This is a genomic window from Carboxylicivirga sp. (genome assembly GCF_982718395.1).
In genome coordinates this window covers 1-17,124 of record NZ_CEXQWX010000133.1, presented here as the reverse complement: position 1 = coordinate 17,124, position 17,124 = coordinate 1, and the positions used below count along the sequence as shown (strand labels likewise).

Below are 17,124 nucleotides of genomic sequence, written 5' to 3'. Positions count from 1 at the left end.
AGAGAACATTGCAATTCCATTTTTATAATCAAACGGACCCGGCATTGCCAAACCTATACCGGCTATCTCTTCCTTCGCCATTTCTGACAGGCATGGTTGCAATAGCTGAATAAAAGAAGTAACAATCTCATCGGCACTTCCGCCGTTGTTAATTTCCATTGACTTTAAACTGTCTTTAACCAGTTTTTTATTATTTAAATCATAGGATTTACAGCTGATATGACTACCGCCAACATCTACTCCTATAGCTATTTGTTTTTTCTGTGCCGTCATTTTTTACCGGGTTATTGTAATTGAATAAGTAAACTTCTCTGCATTATAAAAACCAATGTTGTATTCAATAGGACGACCACCCGGATCGGACACAAAACGTTCACGTACCAGAACAGGCTCACCTTTTTTAATTGATAATCGATCAGCTGTAATCTTTGATGCTGACTTGGCTCTTATCTTCTCATTTGAAGTTGTTGGTATAATGTGGTAATCATTTTCAAGAATTTCATACAAGGGTCTTGTAAAATCCTCATCTGTCTTCAGTTCGATTCTTGGATGAAAATAGCTTTCAAAATAAACGAAAGGTCCTTCTTTACTGCCTCTTAAACGACTCAAACAAATTAATTCAGCACCTTCATCAACCCCAAGAAAAGAGGCAATTTTCTTACTGGCCGACACTTTTGATACTTTCAATGAATAGTTTTTAAATGCAACATCCTGATCAGACATTTCCTGCGTAAAACTCATCCAGTTATCAAGATTGGTAGTAATGCTCTTTTCAGCTACTTTAGTGCCAATGCCTTTTTTCCTGATCAATAAACCTTCGTATTCAAGTTTGTTGGTTGCCTGTCGAAGTGTGTTTCGAGAGATACCCAGCCTTTTTGCCAAATCAACTTCTTTAGGGAGTAAACCTCCATTCTTATATTCCGGTAATTCAATCATTTGACGAAGCAACTCCTCAACCTGGGCGTGAAGAGGTACAGGGCTGTTATGATCTATTTTCAACTTCATTTGTTCATATGTTTGAACATGCAAGTTTGCAAATATAAATTTGTTTTCAAAATAATTCCATACATGCACAACTAAGTTATCAAGTTCAATATATTACAAATCAACACCTTAAAAAGATTTCAATCACATGTTAATAAAAGTGAAATAGTTTCACTAATAGTTCGTTAGTTTTTAAACATTAGTTTATAACAATCTCTATCGATTAATATCCATTACCATACAACCTCCCACTAAAAGTATAAAGAACTGATAAATTTATACATACACGACTTTAGCGAATTATTGTTTATTTATGCCATCTTGATTTTAAAATTGGTGTTTAATGTTTAATACAAAGTCCGCTAATTTTACCGGCTTCGTCGTATAAAAAACTATATTTGGGTGCTGAATAATAGTTTTATGAAGTTTCCATTAGGTAGTACATTCTGTATCATTTTGATTTCGTTACCATTGCTTCTTGCTGGTCAAAAACAGTTAAGCAATGATATGCTGGGAACGAGCAGCAGAGTGTGTCTTGAGATTGCCGATGAGCAAGAATTAACTCAGGCTTATCAAGATGGTATGACCGCCTTTATTCCATCTAATGGAAGTCAAACTAAATTGGTTAATATTTTTGAAAAGCTGGCCCAACTAAAAGACCAGAAATCTGATTCAGGATGCATTCTCATTAATTTGTATCACAATGCCCGTGAATGGGAAAATGCTGTAAATAAGGCTGGATTAAGCAAATGGATTGTATCACCTGCTAAATACAATAAAAACGATTTGTTTTATTATCAGTTATCCGCAAATGATATATTATCATTTTCTAAGTCTGAGTCAACATCATCCTTTCTCAATTATGGTTTGCTGATCAATTTTGAAACAGACAGCTTGACCAATCAAAAACTTAAAAATGATTTTTTGCTGGCTAATGCAAAAGCGAGTAAAACAATTATCAACGATACAAGTATAAACCGTGATTGGTTAAATCGTTATGAGGATAATTTACACTCCTCTCTTATATACTTATCCGACATTTGGATAACAACTGGTAAACGACCTCATTTTATTCATTGTACGATGGCTGATATTCAATTAGCCAAAGAGTTATGTGTAATCCTTAATTCCACATCTTTTTATTCAGTTCGGTTCAATAAAAATAAAGAACTATTTACACCGGTTCGTAATAAAGAAAATCCAAACTTTCTCGGTGGAGGACGTGGTAGTATTCCTGTTATCAATAATAACCCTTTGCAGTTAACTCCAATGAGTAAGGGTTATCGCTTCTCACCCGACATTTTCAGGTTTACCAATGAGCACAAATGGCAGGAAGTAGTGATTAATTCATTTCCATTGGCAATAAACTATAAACAGATTTCACATTTTCATTTCGATGATTCTCAAATACCTGCTACACCCATTATTGATAATATCTTCTCAACGTCGGAATCTTTATTACTGGAGAACGAACAGCGTGGTAAAGTCTTTGCTTTTAATGGAACAAGTGATTACATCGACTGCGGATCAACCCTGCAAATTGATTTCTCTTCTCCCATTACCATCAGTGCGTGGATTAAGCCGGAAGAAAACCGACAAAACCATAGTATAGTTGGTATGGGAAACAGTTTCTCTATGAAGATCCAACGAAAACAGTTAACCTTTACAAGAGCCGATATTAGTGATACCCGTTTCCCGGGCAATGAGATAAAGCTGAATGAATGGCAGCACGTAGCGATTGTATTCGAGCCTAATGAGCAAATTTCTCTTTATCAGAACGGTCAATTGATTGGCTCAACAGAAGCAACTGAAATACTGGAATCACAACATTCTATACTAATAGGATCAAACCTTTGGGGAGAATATTACAAAGGCTTGATGGATGATTTGCAAATATGGAACAGAGCTTTATCGAGTGACGAAATAAAACGCTTGAGCCAATCCCAATCTGAAATAAACAATGGCTGGATTAAACAAATGGTGATAGCAATTATTACGAGCCTTTTTATTATTGCACTATTAATTGTTTATCGGCGAAGTAAAAAATCCGTTGATCAGGAATCAAAATCTCGGCTTGACGAACCAAGTGCTAAACCTGTTCAAAATATTGAAACCATTAAACCTGTTTCGACGCAGCACCAATCATCTATACTCACTTTTGGCGAATTCAGGATTTTCACCGCTGAAGGCAATAATCTGGTTCCCCAGTTGTCACCCAAAGAGAAACAACTGCTGCTTTATCTGTTGTGGCACAGCATTCGAAATAAGAAAGAAGGTGTTACTTCCCGACAGATGTCCGAGGATTTATGGCCCAACATGTCGGCAGATAAGGCTAAAAACAATCGCAGTACCTATATGCAACGCCTGCGCAAACAATTGACTGAATCAACTGGAATACAGATCAACTATGCCTCCAATAAAAAGTGGTGCCTGGTGATTCCCGATCAATATCATTGCGATCTGCTTATATACAACGATGCTTTGCAAAATTTACAAAGTGACAGGAATGTTGATAATCTTAAAAAAATATTGGATAGTTTAAGTGATGGAAGCTTTCTGCCGGAAACACACAACGATGTCACCGATGTATTTAAGAGCGAAATCGAAAACGAAATTATCATCACGCTGACAAAACCGGAAATTATTTCAATGGCGCAAGATCAGGTAAATATTCTTCCACTATTAACAGCTACCATCCGTAAATATGATCCACTAAACGAAACTGCTCTTTCTTTAGAAATAAACTGGTTTCATAAAATGGGTCATCACGGACGAACACTGGAAACCTACCAACGTTTTTGCCGCGAGTATGAGCTGCTTTTTGGCGAGAAATTTAATACCGAAATGGAGGAATTGATCAATTAAATCGTTCATTACCCATTTTGTTACTCCATTCTTTCATCATATAAACTCCTTCTTTGCGTTCTAATTATAACGCAAAATGAATAACAACAAATCATTACTTCCCTATGCACTTTTGCGAGTGGCAATTGGCTGGTTGTTTTTGCATGAAGGCATCAATAAACTGCTAACTGAAGGATGGACGGCTAAAATGTACCTCACTCAATCAACGGGTCCATTAAAAGGCTTTTTTAGTTGGTTAGCATCAGACTCATCCTTGATGACTATCACTGATTATAGTTTATGTATTCTTCTGGTTGCAGTGGGTACAACACTTATCGTCGGTATTCTGGAACGCTACAGTATTATCATTGGCATTGTTCTCTTACTCATGTTCTACCTGGCTTATCCGCCATTGGGTGACAGCATAAGCCAGCATACCGAAGGTAATTATCTGCTGATCGATAAAAACCTGATAATGGCCATTGCCTTGTTTGTTTGCCTGAAAACCAACTCGGCTGAAGAATATGGGTTGGAACGTATATTGATCAAGAAGTAATCATTAAGTCATCAAATTATGAAACGAAGAGATCTGTTAAAGAGCTTAGCCGGAATTCCTTTTTTGGGGGCATACGGTTATCTTTTATTCGATAAAAATTCACAACAAACAACCATAAACAACCAACCATTTGTCGATTTTTTACAGAAGAGGTTACCGGCTTCTGGTCAACAAAACATACCTCCTATAGGCAGCAAGAAAATCAAGCTGGGTATTATTGGTACAGGCAGTCGTGGCCAATACCTGATGAAGGCACTTGGATTTGTAAAGCCAGAAAATATTGACCGGATGAATGAGCAAGGGCGTCAACTGTTCAATGAGCAAACCAACCTTAACATTGAGATTGCCGCCATTTGTGATTTATATAGTCCGAGAGCCAAAGATGCAGCAAAGGCTGCTGCCAATATTGACCGGCAAGGTTCAATGAGCTTTAAACGTGAGCCGGTGAAGATATATGCGAGCTACAAGCAACTGCTTGCTGATCCTAACATAGATGCTGTGGTAATTGCTACCAGCGATCAATGGCATGCGCCCATCACCATTGAAGCAGCTAAAGCCGGTAAGCATGTGTATTGTGAAAAAGCATTGACCCATAACCTGGAAGACGTTTACAAAGTGCGTGATGCTGTTAAAGCCAATCGTGTGGTTTTTCAACTTGGGCATCAAAACAGACAGGCAGATAACTACATTCGTGCCCGGCAGGTTGTAAAAGCCGGACTACTTGGAAAGGTGAACCTGGTAGAAACATCGACGAATCGTAATTCACCTAATGGTGCCTGGTTGTATAATATTCCGAAAGATGCCAGTGTGCAGAACGTTGATTGGAAGCAATTTGTTGGCAATAGTTCCAAGCCGTTTAATAAAGAACACTTTTTCAGATGGCGACTGTTTTGGGATTATGGCACAGGCTTATCAGGCGATTTGTTAACGCACGAATATGATTGCATCAACCAGGTACTGGAGATTGGAATTCCTGAGAAAGTATCGGCAAGTGGAGGCATTTACCATTGGAAGGACAACCGCGAGGTACCGGATATTTTCCAGGTGATGATGGATTATCCCAATAAAGGCATGTCGGTGATGTACTCGGCTTCATTGGCCAACAGCGCCAGTCGCCCACGCCTTATTATGGGATCTGATGCATCACTTGAAATTGGACGTGATGTGGAATTGAAAGTAGAACCAAGAGCCGACCTGTACAAAGATTTTTTAAAGAAGAAAATTATTAAACCGGGCGAAACGATCAACCTGAACAGCAATTCGGAGATAAAGCTGGATGCCATCAGCTCGGCCACAGAACGCTATTTTGCTTCGCGTGGATTATTATATACATCGCGTAATGGCAAAACAATGGATACCACTCATCTGCATCTGGCCGAATGGCTGCATGCAATACGAAGCGGAGCCAAAACCAGTTGCCATATTGACCGTGCCTTTGATGAAGGCATTGTTGCACAAATGGCCACCCTGTCCTATCGTGAAGGCAAAATGAAATATTGGGATGGGAATAAAGTAGTTTGATTTAGATTTAGAATAACTCCCTAAAAAGCCTCGCTGCAGTAGTCTTTATTGATTGTGTGGCAAGGCTTTTGTTTGTTTTCATGGCGTGATCAATTTGCTTTATCATGACCAAGATTTTTAACGCAGATTATCTATCTGCGCTTGCGATGTTATAATGTTTAGTGTAAAACACGGTCTTACACTGCGTTGAACCAGTAGTCTTCCACTCAGTTTATGATAATAATTTCTTTTCCTTCTATTTCATATTCGACCTCCTTATAACCAATTTCTCCATTTTTAGTAATTGCCTCAACTACCACTACCATCTTTCCTATGTTATCAGCATTATAAAAAGAAACGGATGCCCTTCCTAAACTATCAGTCCTCAATTCCGGTTCCCAGTGTATCAGGGCTCTCAGGTCGGGTTTATGCAAACCCTCTGGCTTCATATTCTCATATTTTGGAGCATAAAATTCACGCGGTGCGGAGAAAACAGGAATTGATTTCTGCATTATTCCTACAGTTTTTTGTACTCCATGAAGCCCTTTACCTGCATAGGTATATATGGCTATTACACTGCCAATTATAGGAGATTCCATTACCGGTGCACCGGGAACGGTCTCCAAGTATAGTTGTAAAAAATTCTTTGCTGACTGTATTATTTCAAAACTCTCGACTTCACTTGTGGGAATGTTCGCAATTAATGAATAGTCTTCTGCTTTTACCGGTATCCCATCAATTACAACAAGTGTAACACCATCACCCGGGCCATAACTCGGGGCGCCAATAACCCTTGCATGCAATTCATTCTTATATCGAACAACTCTTACTTTATCAGAATGGTGGAACATAAGGACACTAAACAGTCCAAATGACCACTTTTCTTCCTTTTCCTTAAGGCTTTTACCACTAATTACTACTTTAGGTTTACCATATTTTTCTATTACTTTTTTGCGCTGAGGAGTGAGTCGATAGCTTGTGATTTCTACCTCATCGATTAAGATATTCCCTGATTGCAGAGGAAATGCATCATCAATTTTGTTCCTTTCTATATCTTTCTCGATAAATACCTGTATAATACTGTCTAATTCTTCCACAATATTAGCAGGACTGAAAGCAACAGGGGGGACTCTTTTTTATCCAGGGTTATTGTGTAGTTCATTTTTTTCCCTGACTTTTTCGAACTTTGAATCAATACATTGATTTTCTGCCCATATTCATCGTTGAGGCTGAAAAAAAATTGCCAATACTGTCTGCAACCTGAGTATAAATTGATTTATCTTCCCCAAAGGTTACCATGGTAAGTTCTGCCTGTTTTTTCTTTTTTGTCGAAAAAGCACTACTTACCTGCCCTGAAACTGTAAGATTAGTTTCTGGTTTAAAAAGCATTGTTTTGTGTTTTTTAGAATAATTGTACTTCCTCCATCCCTGGGTAAGCATTAATGCATCTACATCGCCGTGCAGAATGCTATCGTTTCTGAAATAAAAACCAGGATTCTCAATATCTCCTTTTAATTCAGAATCGAGTAAGAAGTAAGATAAAATATTCTGACGCCTTGTTTGCAAATCTCCCAGTTGTTTCTTGTTTATTACAAGTAAAGACACGCTGGCATCCACTGGATTACCATCTGCATTATTGACTTCAATTTCCAAGTTCGTTAATTCTCGCTTGGTGTAAACAGTTTTATCGCATCTGAGATCAATCTTAACTCTAGATTCAGGTTTTTCATTAAAAAAGAGTCGTTCTGCAAGTGGATTCATCGAATTATCCATCATGGTACATGCTATTATTCCTTCAGGAAGATTTTCCCTGAGTATGGAGAATAGCTGAATTCCTTCTTCCAGAGCTACTTTATTGGTGTGAAAATCTACCCCTCTAAAAGAGAAATTTAAATATATACTGTCATTCTCCAGGTAATTAGAAAAGGCAGTTAAAAGTATTTTATCTCCCTGCCTTTCGATTGATAAAATATTTCCGCGTGAAGCAATTGAAGGTAAAGGATATAATAATAGGTTGTTTTCATCTGATTCAGATATCAATTGGGCAATACTTCCGTGTACTGTCTGCTCTGTTTAAAATAAAGCTTCCCATTCCAAGCACATTGCTTTTAAAAGCACTTATAACTGAGTCCTTATCGTCAACAATAATACCTTGTACTATTTTTCCTTGCCCATTGGCATCTAATGCCTTAAACCCAACCTTGCTTGGTAAGCCATGCACCATCTCGCCACTTTCAGGTAAAAACTGCAAATCGGTATAATCTTTATCTATGACAATGGTTGTAGTGTGTTTTTTATTGTTGACGGTTTGCATTTGCAGAGTAGCAAACTGGCTTTCATCTGTAAACCAATAATCAAGTTGATACTTATTGTCTTTCTCTTTTTTTAGATAAAGGGAATCCACTTGATTATCAAGAGTAACAAAAATCTTGAGTTTGTTTTTATGCAATTCATCTATTTCAGATGGATAAAAATAGGCTTGTAAACGATTTTCGTTCGTATTGTCCTTTATCAGTTTTACATTTCTTATTGGTTTATACTCTTTTTCAGCTTCTTTGGAGGCAAAAACATGAATATATTCCTTAAAGAAAAAGTCGTTTCCAAAATTTTTGTTCCAATTGGTATAGGCTCTAATGAGGTATCTTCCCTCATTAAGCAATTTGTCCAAATAGAAAAAACTTTGCCCAATACCATCTTCAATTTTAATTATTTTTTTTCAAGAATGTCTTCATTCGGGTTTATTAATTCAACATATAATACTCCGCTTAATGAAGACGGCACATGGCTAAATGCACTTAAAACAATTGATTTAAACCATACCATGCTCCCTGTTGTATATACTTTCTTGTCTAACTGCAGGTACACTTTTTCTGCTATTAAAGCATTTGATTGAATGCTCTTATTGTTCTGTCCCTTAGCATATAAAGATAATAAGAACAACAAATAAGCAATTAATAAAATAATTTGCATCAATCTTATCCGGGAAGTTTTCAGGCTTTTATATTCTTTCTGATAGAGTTCGTTTTTTCTCATTCGTACCATTAATTTTTATCTCATTTCATGGCGACAATGATCAAGTAAGATTAGTATAACTGGAACTTCCACTGAGCACGATATTAAACTTTACTTTGTTAAAAGCTAGCTTTATCTTCAAATAATTCTTTAAGTTTCTTTTTCAAATTATCGCCCCTTATATATCGAGCAATAATTTCTCCATTTTCATCAATCAAAAAATTATCTGGTAATGAACGTACCCCATAAATCATTGCCGCTTCGTTATTTGAACCTTTTAAATCACTAACATTTTCCCAAGGAAGACTATCCGCTTCAATGGCTTTCAGCCACTTTCCCTTTTCAGAATCCAATGATATACCAACAATAACAAATCCTTTATTTTTATACAATTCATACTGTTTAACCAACTTAGGATTTTCTGCTCTACAAGGTCCACATGAAGAAGACCAAAATTCCAACAATGTATATTTCCCCATCATATCAGAAAGTTTAACTGCACTGCCATTAGAATTGTTTTGCTCAAAGTCAATATATTTTTCTCCAACTTCTGGATTTTTATTTAACTTGATAAAATGTTCTATTGATTCTGCTTCCTCTGTTAATTGTAATTCTTTACTCAAAATGAAAAGTAATTTACCCGCTTCTTTTCCTCCTAATTTTTCCATGGACAAATTTAAACGAACAAGACTTTCATATGAGCTGGGATAGTCCTTTATGAATCTCTTGTTAATAGCTATTTCTATATCTTCCATTTTCTCATAAATACTAAAAAGAGAGTCTCTATTACTATCGGTTACCATTCTGCCAATCCTTTTCATTTCCTTGAAAATAGAATCTTTTCTCTCTAAAAGTAGTTCCGCTTCCTTTTGTGTTTTAGAACCTATTACTTTGCTACTGTTAAAAAAACCTTTTTCACCCTCAATATCAATTCTTTGATTTTCCAACCAGAACATTTTATTATCTCTGGTGCTTTCTATTCTTAACATGGCTAGTCTTGGTCTTTCAACTTTTCCTATAAATTGAAATTTTTCACCGATTATGATTGTTGAATCAACAACAACCTCTGTCTTCGGATAAAAATACATTACAACCTTTGTACTATCAGGTATATTTCGAATAACTGCATTTACTGCATAGCCGCCTATTGAATGATTATTCCGACATGAAGTTAATACTGATAATATTAAAATAATTAGTCCGATATATTTCATAATTGTTTGTTCTATTGGTAATAGTTTGGTGCAAGTTTTTGTAGCGGTTTTTTCAGAGTGGTTTTCTGTCCGAAGGACTGGAAAATCAATGTGAGAATCTGGTCAATGCACACCACCAACCCCTCTATGCAATTTGCACATTGTTATGGCAGGTTTTTTATTGTTTCCCAGTCTTAAAAGTCACCCATTTTTTCGCATCTATGAATCTGATAAATTCAGATTCTCCTTTCTCCTTAATTATTTCTATTCCTTTTCTACGGTTTGTTCTCGTAATGAATTGACCAAACCGAATCATTAATGGATTATAAATCTTACAGTCTTTTACCGAGCTAAATTCATTACAGTCGGCACAAGTACTAATTCCTTTTTCTATGCAACATGGTCTTACTTTACACGCTTTGTAACCGACCGCACATTTGGGATTATCCCCTTTGCAACCCAAACATTCTCCCTTTTCAAATTTTGAACAAGCTCCGCAGTAGAAGCCACAATAAGAAATCAGCTTATTATCTAATATGTAATTCGGCATTTTCCATTGGTTAATTATTTAGCTTTATATCAGTAATATTTCATATCATTCCTTTGTAATGATATTTAATTGGTTACAAAGCAATTATAAATCCATTAAATGAATTTTTGATTATACAGGAGTGATTATTCAATACATAAGTGTAAACATCATTTGCTTAATTCGAACTCTAATCGAGTAATTCTTGTTTAAATCTTAATTCAATTCCTTGTTCAAGTCGTAAACCAACAATGTATGTTGAAGCATATGTGGTAAGTTTAGTTAATATTTCTTCCTTAAAGCTAGCATAAAAATCTAATAATAAACAATACTATTGATAGACACTGATTTATCAACAACCTTAAAACCAGATGTATCATACTCATTGCTACTTTGCCGTAATGTAAGACAATTGGCATAAAAAAGCCTGTCAGTAACTATACCAACAGGCCTGAATATTTTTATTAAAGACCGTTACTTCATCTCCTTTAAGTACTTGTAAAACTCACTATCGGTTGATAAAATAATATGCGTTTGTCCATCAAAGGTCTTTTCGTAGGCTTCCATCGATTTCAAAAAGCTATACAGCTGACGGGCCTGAGGCGTTTTATTATAAGCGGATGCATAAATGGCTGCTGCTTCAGCATCGGCATCACCCTTTATCTCTTCTGCTGTTTTATAGGCTTCGGAAACAATAGTTTTTAGTTCGCGATCTTTTTCTCCATTGATACGTGATGCTTCTCCCTGTCCTTCCGACTTAAATTTATCGGCAATTCGATAACGTTCACTTTTCATTCGTTCATAAACCTGAGTCTCAACATCTTTGTCGTAGTTAATCCGTTTGAAACGAAAATCCAAAATAGCAATTCCTAATTCCTTGGCTTGCTCATTCGATGCTTTTTGGATCATCTCCTGAATCTTGTCACGACCAACACTAATGGCCATTAAACTGTCCACGATCATCTCACCTGCAATTCCAGCTGATTGTGGTGTCCGATTGCTTGAGCGAACCGCCTCTTCAATATTGTGCTTGGCAATATAGTTACGGGTTTCTCCATCCAATATATCATCCAATCGCGAGTATGCGCTCCGCTCGTTAGTCATCCGCTTATAAAACTGTAACGGATCAGTAATTTGCCAGCGTGCGTAAGTATCTACGAATATGAATTTCTTATCTTTTGTAGGTACCTGATTCGGATCGCCATCCCATTCCAGATAGCGCTTATCAAAGAAATGTGTTGTATGTATAAATGGCATTTTGAATTTTAAACCCGGTGTTGTTATTGCGTCTCCAACAGGTTTACCAAACTGCGTGACAACAACCTGTTCTGTTTCGTCAACAATATAAGCCCCCTGTGAAAATAAAAATAAGGCGATGGCTCCCAGAATGATAACTATAATTGTCTTCTTATTGTCCATTACTTGCTGTTTTTTGTTGTGAAAGTTGCATTTGTAAAAGAGGCAAAACACTATTGCCATTCTGGTCGGTAACAATTTTCTGTCCTAAACGCGGCATTACGTCTTCCATGGTCTCCAAATAAATACGACGACGTGTTACTTCGGGTGCTTTAATATATTCCTTATATAAAGCATTGAAACGTGCCACGTCACCTTTCGCATTATTAACACGCTCAGTTGCATAACCTTCGGCCATTTGAATGGTTTCCTGTGCCTGTCCGGCTGCTTTTGGAATGACCTTATTATATTCTGCTTCGGCCTTATTGATCAATGTCTTCTTTTCCTGTTGCGCCTCATTTACTGCATTAAATGCAGCTTTAACCGGTTCCGGCGGATTGACATCCTGAAGAACCACCTGTTCAATTTTCACTCCAAGAGAATATTCCCTGCAAACCTGTTGCATTAGTTCCTGCAACCTGGAGCTGATTTCTGAACGACCAACGGTTAATACCTCATTAACGGTTCTATCTCCTACTATCTGACGCATGGCTGATTCCGAAATATCCCTTAAAGTCACTTCCGGGTTACGCACCTTAAATAAGTAGTTATATGGGTTGTCGATACGATACTGAACCACCCATTCTACATCAGCCAGATTCAGATCACCCGTTAGCATAAGAGCTTCGTCAACACCGCCGCCCTTGCGGGTATACGATGATCGCACACCTGCGCTCGTTGTGCGGAATCCGAATTCCATTTTCTGCTGACGTTCAACCGCAACTTTATAAACGGATTCTGCTAATGGAATTTTGTAATTAAGGCCTGGTTCAACAGTTCTGACGTATTTACCAAATCGAACAATGACCCCAACTTCTTCGGGATCAACCGTAAAAAAAGCCGACCACAGAATAACGGCAATAAAGACCATTAATCCGACCGACCTGAAATTCTTCAATAACTTATCAAGTAAGCCATTGGATGAATTGAGATTAAACTGCTTTGATGTCATATGAATTAAATAAGAGTGAATGTACGTATCGAGAGCTTACAAATAAAATATAAGTGAAGGTCATCACTCAAAAATAACACAAAAAAGGGGTTAACAAAAGGAATCAATTAAATAAGCCCGACATAATTGCCGGGCTATGTTCAAATATTTTAAAGACACTCATTATTCATGATCCACATTTTTCATTGTTAAGGTTATTGGATAGGTCTTACGCAAATTCTTTTGTTGCGCATCCGATAAATTATCATAGTCTAATCCTTTTTTAGAGGCCAACTCCTTACGCAAATTCCAAATGGTTGAATAAACAGCATCAATGGTAAGGATATAATCATTATAGCTGGTATTGTCAGCATACTCGTATAACAGAACATATTTCTTATGGTCCACCACATGCTGACGCAGTTTCTTACATAAGGCCTTATAGTTTCTTGCATCTTTAGCTTTAATAGTAAACAAATCGATGCCCATCTCACGTAAATCGTCTGGCTCAACCATTTTAGCATCCTTAGGCGGTAATAGGTTAAGCAATGCCATTTTATCACCTTTTTTACCATTTGCTTCTTTTGCCTTTGCTGCATATGCAATTTTCAGAAGGTGATTTTCACGTAATGCATGCTTGATCTTATCAACATCTTCCATATGGATTGCTTTATCAATCTCCAACAACACAGATGTTTTAGGGCCTGATTTACCCTGATTTCCCTTTTTAGCAAAAAAAGCCTCCAGCCTATTAATATCAACCCGCTTTCCATCAATAAAGAAACCATCTTCACTAAGCAACATGCTATAACTAATATAATCGTAGTTAAAGCGCTTAACAGCTGTTGCAGTTGGTACTTCAACAGCCTGCAATGCACCGTCCATTGCTACATAGACACTATCTCCCGATGACCGAACAAATTCAGATGGCTGATCATCGAACCACACAAGCAAGTGATCTTCTTTCAAACTATATTTCAGTTTTGAACGCTTACCGTCTTTTTCAAGTAGAAATACATTGTTGTTTATTCTACAATTATATATATCAATGGTCATGGAGTTTTCTTCATCTATAACAATAAAGGAAGCTTTGTCATTCTTGAATTCCAAGAGTTGGTTTTGATTGACTTTTTTATTCACCGCAATCCAGGATCCAATAATTGTTTCATCTTCTAAATTCATTTGATCAGGCACTCTACCCGTCATATTGGCAAAAAAGAAGAATGCAAAAGTTAACATGGGGATGACCAACAACGCTTTTAATTTAGCACGGTTTCCTGATTTTATTTTATTCATCATGGCTATTCGTTTTTTAATTGACAATAAATTAAAATTATTGACCAGCTCTACTGAGCGAATGCTGATTAACTGACTCAGTAATAGAGACTGATAATCGAATAATTCATGCCCCTGGTCAATCACTTGCCTGTCGGCAATATACTCATGACATGTTTTAATCGATTTCTGTATGCGCCATGTAAGCGGATTAAACCATTGAAAAATTGTAATTACATGTGCCAATAGTAAATCCACTGTATGTTTATGCTGCACATGAACTTTTTCGTGTGCCAATACTTGCTCATATTCTTCTTGCTTCAACGTCTTCTTGTTGACAAACACCCACTTCATAAAAGAAAAGGATGGTAAGTCTTCAGTGATTAAGACAATCGATATTCCATCTTTTTCAAGCACCTTATTCTTTCGAATAATCGATAGCAGGTTATAAAATAATATCAACAAGCGGATTGAAAAAAAGAGCACTCCTCCAATGTAAATATAGAATAGTATTGCTGACCAACTAAAAGAAGAACTTCCGGATTTAGCTATCAATTGATGATTCCTTTGCCCTGATAATGTTTGACCGACTTCATCAGAAACTTCAAAATCAGGCTCGGTCATTAGAATTAACTCCTCATAATAGTTTCGAAAATGACTTATTTTCTCTGCTGTTTCAGTTACATAGGTAGTTGAATCCCTTGGCAGATCAATTGATGTGAGTGGCAATACCAGTGCCACCAACAATGAAGCAACCAAATATATGCGATTAAACGTAAAATATGTCTCCTTTCGGAAAAAGGCTATATAACCAAGGTAAAAGAGGCTTAAACACAAACCACTTTCAAACAGATAGATGAGGAACCGACTCATTTTTTCTTCTTTTTAAGTTCTTCAAGCATTTTTATTGCTTCATTAACTTCTTCAATTTTAAGGTTCTTATTTTCAGAAAAGAAATTAACGACTTGCGAGAAGGAGTTATTAAAATAACCTTTTACCAGATTTCCCATTTGGCTTTTCCGATACTCATCTTTACTGATTAAAGGATAATATTCGTATGTACTTCCATACTTAGTAAAACCAACTATCTCCTTTTTTACCAATACCCGCACAATCGTTGAAACACTATTATACGGTGGCTTTGGTTCTGGCATCAGCTCAATTATATCTTTAATAAAACCTTTCTCAAGCTCCCAAAGAAACTTCATGATCTTCTCTTCTGCTTTTGTTAAAGTTATCATTGTCATACTAAGTTAGTTAATCAGCAATTCAAACCTACAACTTAATTTTAAGTTTATCAACTTATTTTTAAATATCTCGACTTATTAATAAGTTTTGCATCACATAATACTAAAGAAAACCAGTCATTTAACAGACCTGAATAAATTTTACTTTTTTTTCTAAATGATGTAAGGTTCTGACAGGACAGCCGTCTAAGGGGATAAATTAACACTAAAACATCTTTTACTATGAAACGAACATACCACACAATCACCACATTCACCAAGTCAATCATTCTAAGTAGTTTTTTAATGATTGGAATGATCAGTTGCAGCGATTCAGATGATAGCATGAGCGATATGATGAATCCGGATGATCCCAATGAAATGAAGGATATGAATGCCAAATCGGCACCTGATTTTTCTTTGGAAGCATTGGATGGCTCAACAGTATCTTTAAGTGATTTTGAAAATAAAGTACTGGTTATGTTCTTCTTCGGAAATTCATGCCCGTCATGTAAAGCAGCAGCTCCCAAAGTTCAAACTGATATAGCGGATGCTTTTGCTTCCAACGCTAATGTGGCAATTATTGGTCTTGACCAATGGAATGGAAACAGTAATTCGGTGCAAGGATTTAAGAATACAACCGGTGTCAACTTTCCTCTTCTGCTAAATGCTTCATCTGTTGCTTCAGCATACAATACAACTTATGATCGCCTTATTGTTGTTGATCAGGAAGGCCTCATCAAATTTAAGGGAACGCAGGGCGCATCTAATGACATTAGTGCAGTTGTTAACAAGGTTAAGGATTTACTATGATGAATCAAATTCGTTTAACGTTGTTCCTTTTTCTTGGACTGGGTGTACTAATGCCATCATCTGCGCAAAAGGTTTATAATTTCGGGTTGGAAGATCTGGATGGTGAGTGGCATGAATTTGAAGAATTGCGAGGCGATGAACTTACCATTATTGACTTTTGGGCTTCCTGGTGTAAACCTTGTATGAAATCAATGCCTAAAATAGATGACATATACAAGTCTTATAAAACAGATGGTCTCAACGTAATTAGCATCAATACCGATGGTCCAAGAAGCATTTCAAAGGTATTACCATTATCGCAAACACTTAATATTAGCTATCCCGTATTGTCTGATATAAATAATGAAGTTAGCGAAGAGTTAAATGTTTCGGTGTTGCCAACCTTATTATTGGTTGATAAAAAAGGCCAAATCATATGGCGACACGAAGGTTGGTCGGCAGGCGATGAAAAGGAAATTGAAGCATACGTAAAAAAGAGCATACAATGAAACAATTGCTAATCCTCACTTTATTGTTCACATTGGTATGTTTGGATTCGAAAGCTCAACTCAGCGGAACAAGTTTAATGGAGTACCAGTATGGTCAACTTCCCGGTGCCAACGAATCATCTTTTAACGCCTTGTATAATAAAATTAACCTGAACTATCGATACAACAATTTAAAGATAAAAGCAGGTGCTCAATATTTCCTTTCTCCATATGGAGATCGGAACTATATCGAACCGGGTTGGTTAGGCATTAATTATCGAAACAAGGGTTGGGAGTTTAATGCCGGAAATTTCAATGAAACCATCGGGAGGGGTATCC

The 17,124-nt window shown here is 36.7% G+C and carries 16 protein-coding genes and 1 pseudogene; 6 read left to right on the top strand and 11 right to left on the bottom strand.

Annotated features, from left to right (window positions below):
* Both AC4MRQ_RS19455 and AC4MRQ_RS19450 read right to left on the bottom strand, forming a co-directional pair.
* Positions 1-273: pseudogene (locus AC4MRQ_RS19455) on the bottom strand (ROK family protein); the annotation flags it as partial.
* A gap of 3 nt (positions 274-276) precedes the next feature.
* Complete coding sequence (locus tag AC4MRQ_RS19450) at positions 277-1,005, bottom strand: GntR family transcriptional regulator (RefSeq protein ID WP_491199378.1); 729 nt, start codon at positions 1,003-1,005, stop codon at positions 277-279.
* Positions 1,006-1,404: 399 nt separating this feature from the next.
* Here AC4MRQ_RS19450 and AC4MRQ_RS19445 point away from each other — a divergent pair, with 399 nt between their 5' ends.
* From AC4MRQ_RS19445 to AC4MRQ_RS19435, 3 genes are all read left to right on the top strand, one after another.
* The gene (locus tag AC4MRQ_RS19445) at positions 1,405-3,849 is read left to right on the top strand and encodes a LamG domain-containing protein (protein ID WP_491199377.1); all 2,445 of its coding nucleotides are present in this window, start codon (positions 1,405-1,407) and stop codon (positions 3,847-3,849) included.
* Positions 3,850-3,925: 76 nt separating this feature from the next.
* On the top strand, positions 3,926-4,384 hold the full coding sequence (locus AC4MRQ_RS19440) for a DoxX family protein (RefSeq protein ID WP_491199376.1): 459 nt from the start codon (positions 3,926-3,928) through the stop codon (positions 4,382-4,384).
* An 18-nt stretch (positions 4,385-4,402) separates the two neighbouring features.
* A complete protein-coding gene (locus AC4MRQ_RS19435) occupies positions 4,403-5,905 on the top strand; it encodes a Gfo/Idh/MocA family oxidoreductase (RefSeq protein WP_491199375.1) in 1,503 nt (500 codons plus the stop codon).
* Positions 5,906-6,111: 206 nt separating this feature from the next.
* On the opposite strand, the gene AC4MRQ_RS19430 is transcribed toward AC4MRQ_RS19435, so the two are convergent.
* The 9 genes from AC4MRQ_RS19430 to AC4MRQ_RS19390 all read right to left on the bottom strand — a co-directional run bounded on the left by AC4MRQ_RS19430 (position 6,112) and on the right by AC4MRQ_RS19390 (position 15,526).
* Positions 6,112-6,981 (bottom strand): hypothetical protein, encoded by an 870-nt coding sequence (locus AC4MRQ_RS19430; RefSeq protein ID WP_491199374.1) that lies wholly within the window; start codon positions 6,979-6,981, stop codon positions 6,112-6,114.
* 94 nt (positions 6,982-7,075) lie between these two features.
* The gene (locus AC4MRQ_RS19425) at positions 7,076-7,924 is read right to left on the bottom strand and encodes a hypothetical protein (protein WP_491199373.1); all 849 of its coding nucleotides are present in this window, start codon (positions 7,922-7,924) and stop codon (positions 7,076-7,078) included.
* On the bottom strand, positions 7,914-8,552 hold the full coding sequence (locus AC4MRQ_RS19420; RefSeq protein ID WP_491199372.1) for a hypothetical protein: 639 nt from the start codon (positions 8,550-8,552) through the stop codon (positions 7,914-7,916). Before AC4MRQ_RS19420 ends, AC4MRQ_RS19425 begins: the two co-directional genes overlap by 11 nt.
* Before the next feature lie 38 nt (positions 8,553-8,590).
* A complete protein-coding gene (locus tag AC4MRQ_RS19415) occupies positions 8,591-8,917 on the bottom strand; it encodes a hypothetical protein (protein WP_491199371.1) in 327 nt (108 codons plus the stop codon).
* Between the two features lie 98 nt (positions 8,918-9,015).
* A complete protein-coding gene (locus AC4MRQ_RS19410) occupies positions 9,016-10,110 on the bottom strand; it encodes a redoxin domain-containing protein (protein ID WP_491199370.1) in 1,095 nt (364 codons plus the stop codon).
* 982 nt (positions 10,111-11,092) lie between these two features.
* The gene (hflC, locus tag AC4MRQ_RS19405; protein WP_491199369.1) at positions 11,093-12,037 is read right to left on the bottom strand and encodes a protease modulator HflC; all 945 of its coding nucleotides are present in this window, start codon (positions 12,035-12,037) and stop codon (positions 11,093-11,095) included.
* Complete coding sequence (gene hflK / locus AC4MRQ_RS19400) at positions 12,027-13,025, bottom strand: FtsH protease activity modulator HflK (protein WP_491199368.1); 999 nt, start codon at positions 13,023-13,025, stop codon at positions 12,027-12,029. Before hflK ends, hflC begins: the two co-directional genes overlap by 11 nt.
* 162 nt (positions 13,026-13,187) lie before the next feature.
* Positions 13,188-15,152 carry a M56 family metallopeptidase gene (locus AC4MRQ_RS19395; protein ID WP_491199367.1) on the bottom strand — a complete coding sequence of 655 codons (1,965 nt, stop codon included), beginning with the start codon at positions 15,150-15,152 and terminating at the stop codon, positions 13,188-13,190.
* The gene (locus tag AC4MRQ_RS19390) at positions 15,149-15,526 is read right to left on the bottom strand and encodes a BlaI/MecI/CopY family transcriptional regulator (RefSeq protein ID WP_491199366.1); all 378 of its coding nucleotides are present in this window, start codon (positions 15,524-15,526) and stop codon (positions 15,149-15,151) included. Before AC4MRQ_RS19390 ends, AC4MRQ_RS19395 begins: the two co-directional genes overlap by 4 nt.
* A gap of 222 nt (positions 15,527-15,748) precedes the next feature.
* On the opposite strand from AC4MRQ_RS19390, the gene AC4MRQ_RS19385 reads away from it, so the two are divergent.
* From AC4MRQ_RS19385 to AC4MRQ_RS19375, 3 genes are all read left to right on the top strand, one after another.
* The gene (locus AC4MRQ_RS19385) at positions 15,749-16,318 is read left to right on the top strand and encodes a peroxiredoxin family protein (protein ID WP_491199365.1); all 570 of its coding nucleotides are present in this window, start codon (positions 15,749-15,751) and stop codon (positions 16,316-16,318) included.
* On the top strand, positions 16,315-16,806 hold the full coding sequence (locus AC4MRQ_RS19380) for a TlpA family protein disulfide reductase (protein WP_491199364.1): 492 nt from the start codon (positions 16,315-16,317) through the stop codon (positions 16,804-16,806). The genes AC4MRQ_RS19385 and AC4MRQ_RS19380 overlap by 4 nt, the downstream gene beginning before the upstream one ends.
* The coding region (locus AC4MRQ_RS19375) for a hypothetical protein (protein ID WP_491199363.1) at positions 16,803-17,124 on the top strand (322 nt) is incomplete at its 3' end. The genes AC4MRQ_RS19380 and AC4MRQ_RS19375, both read left to right, overlap by 4 nt.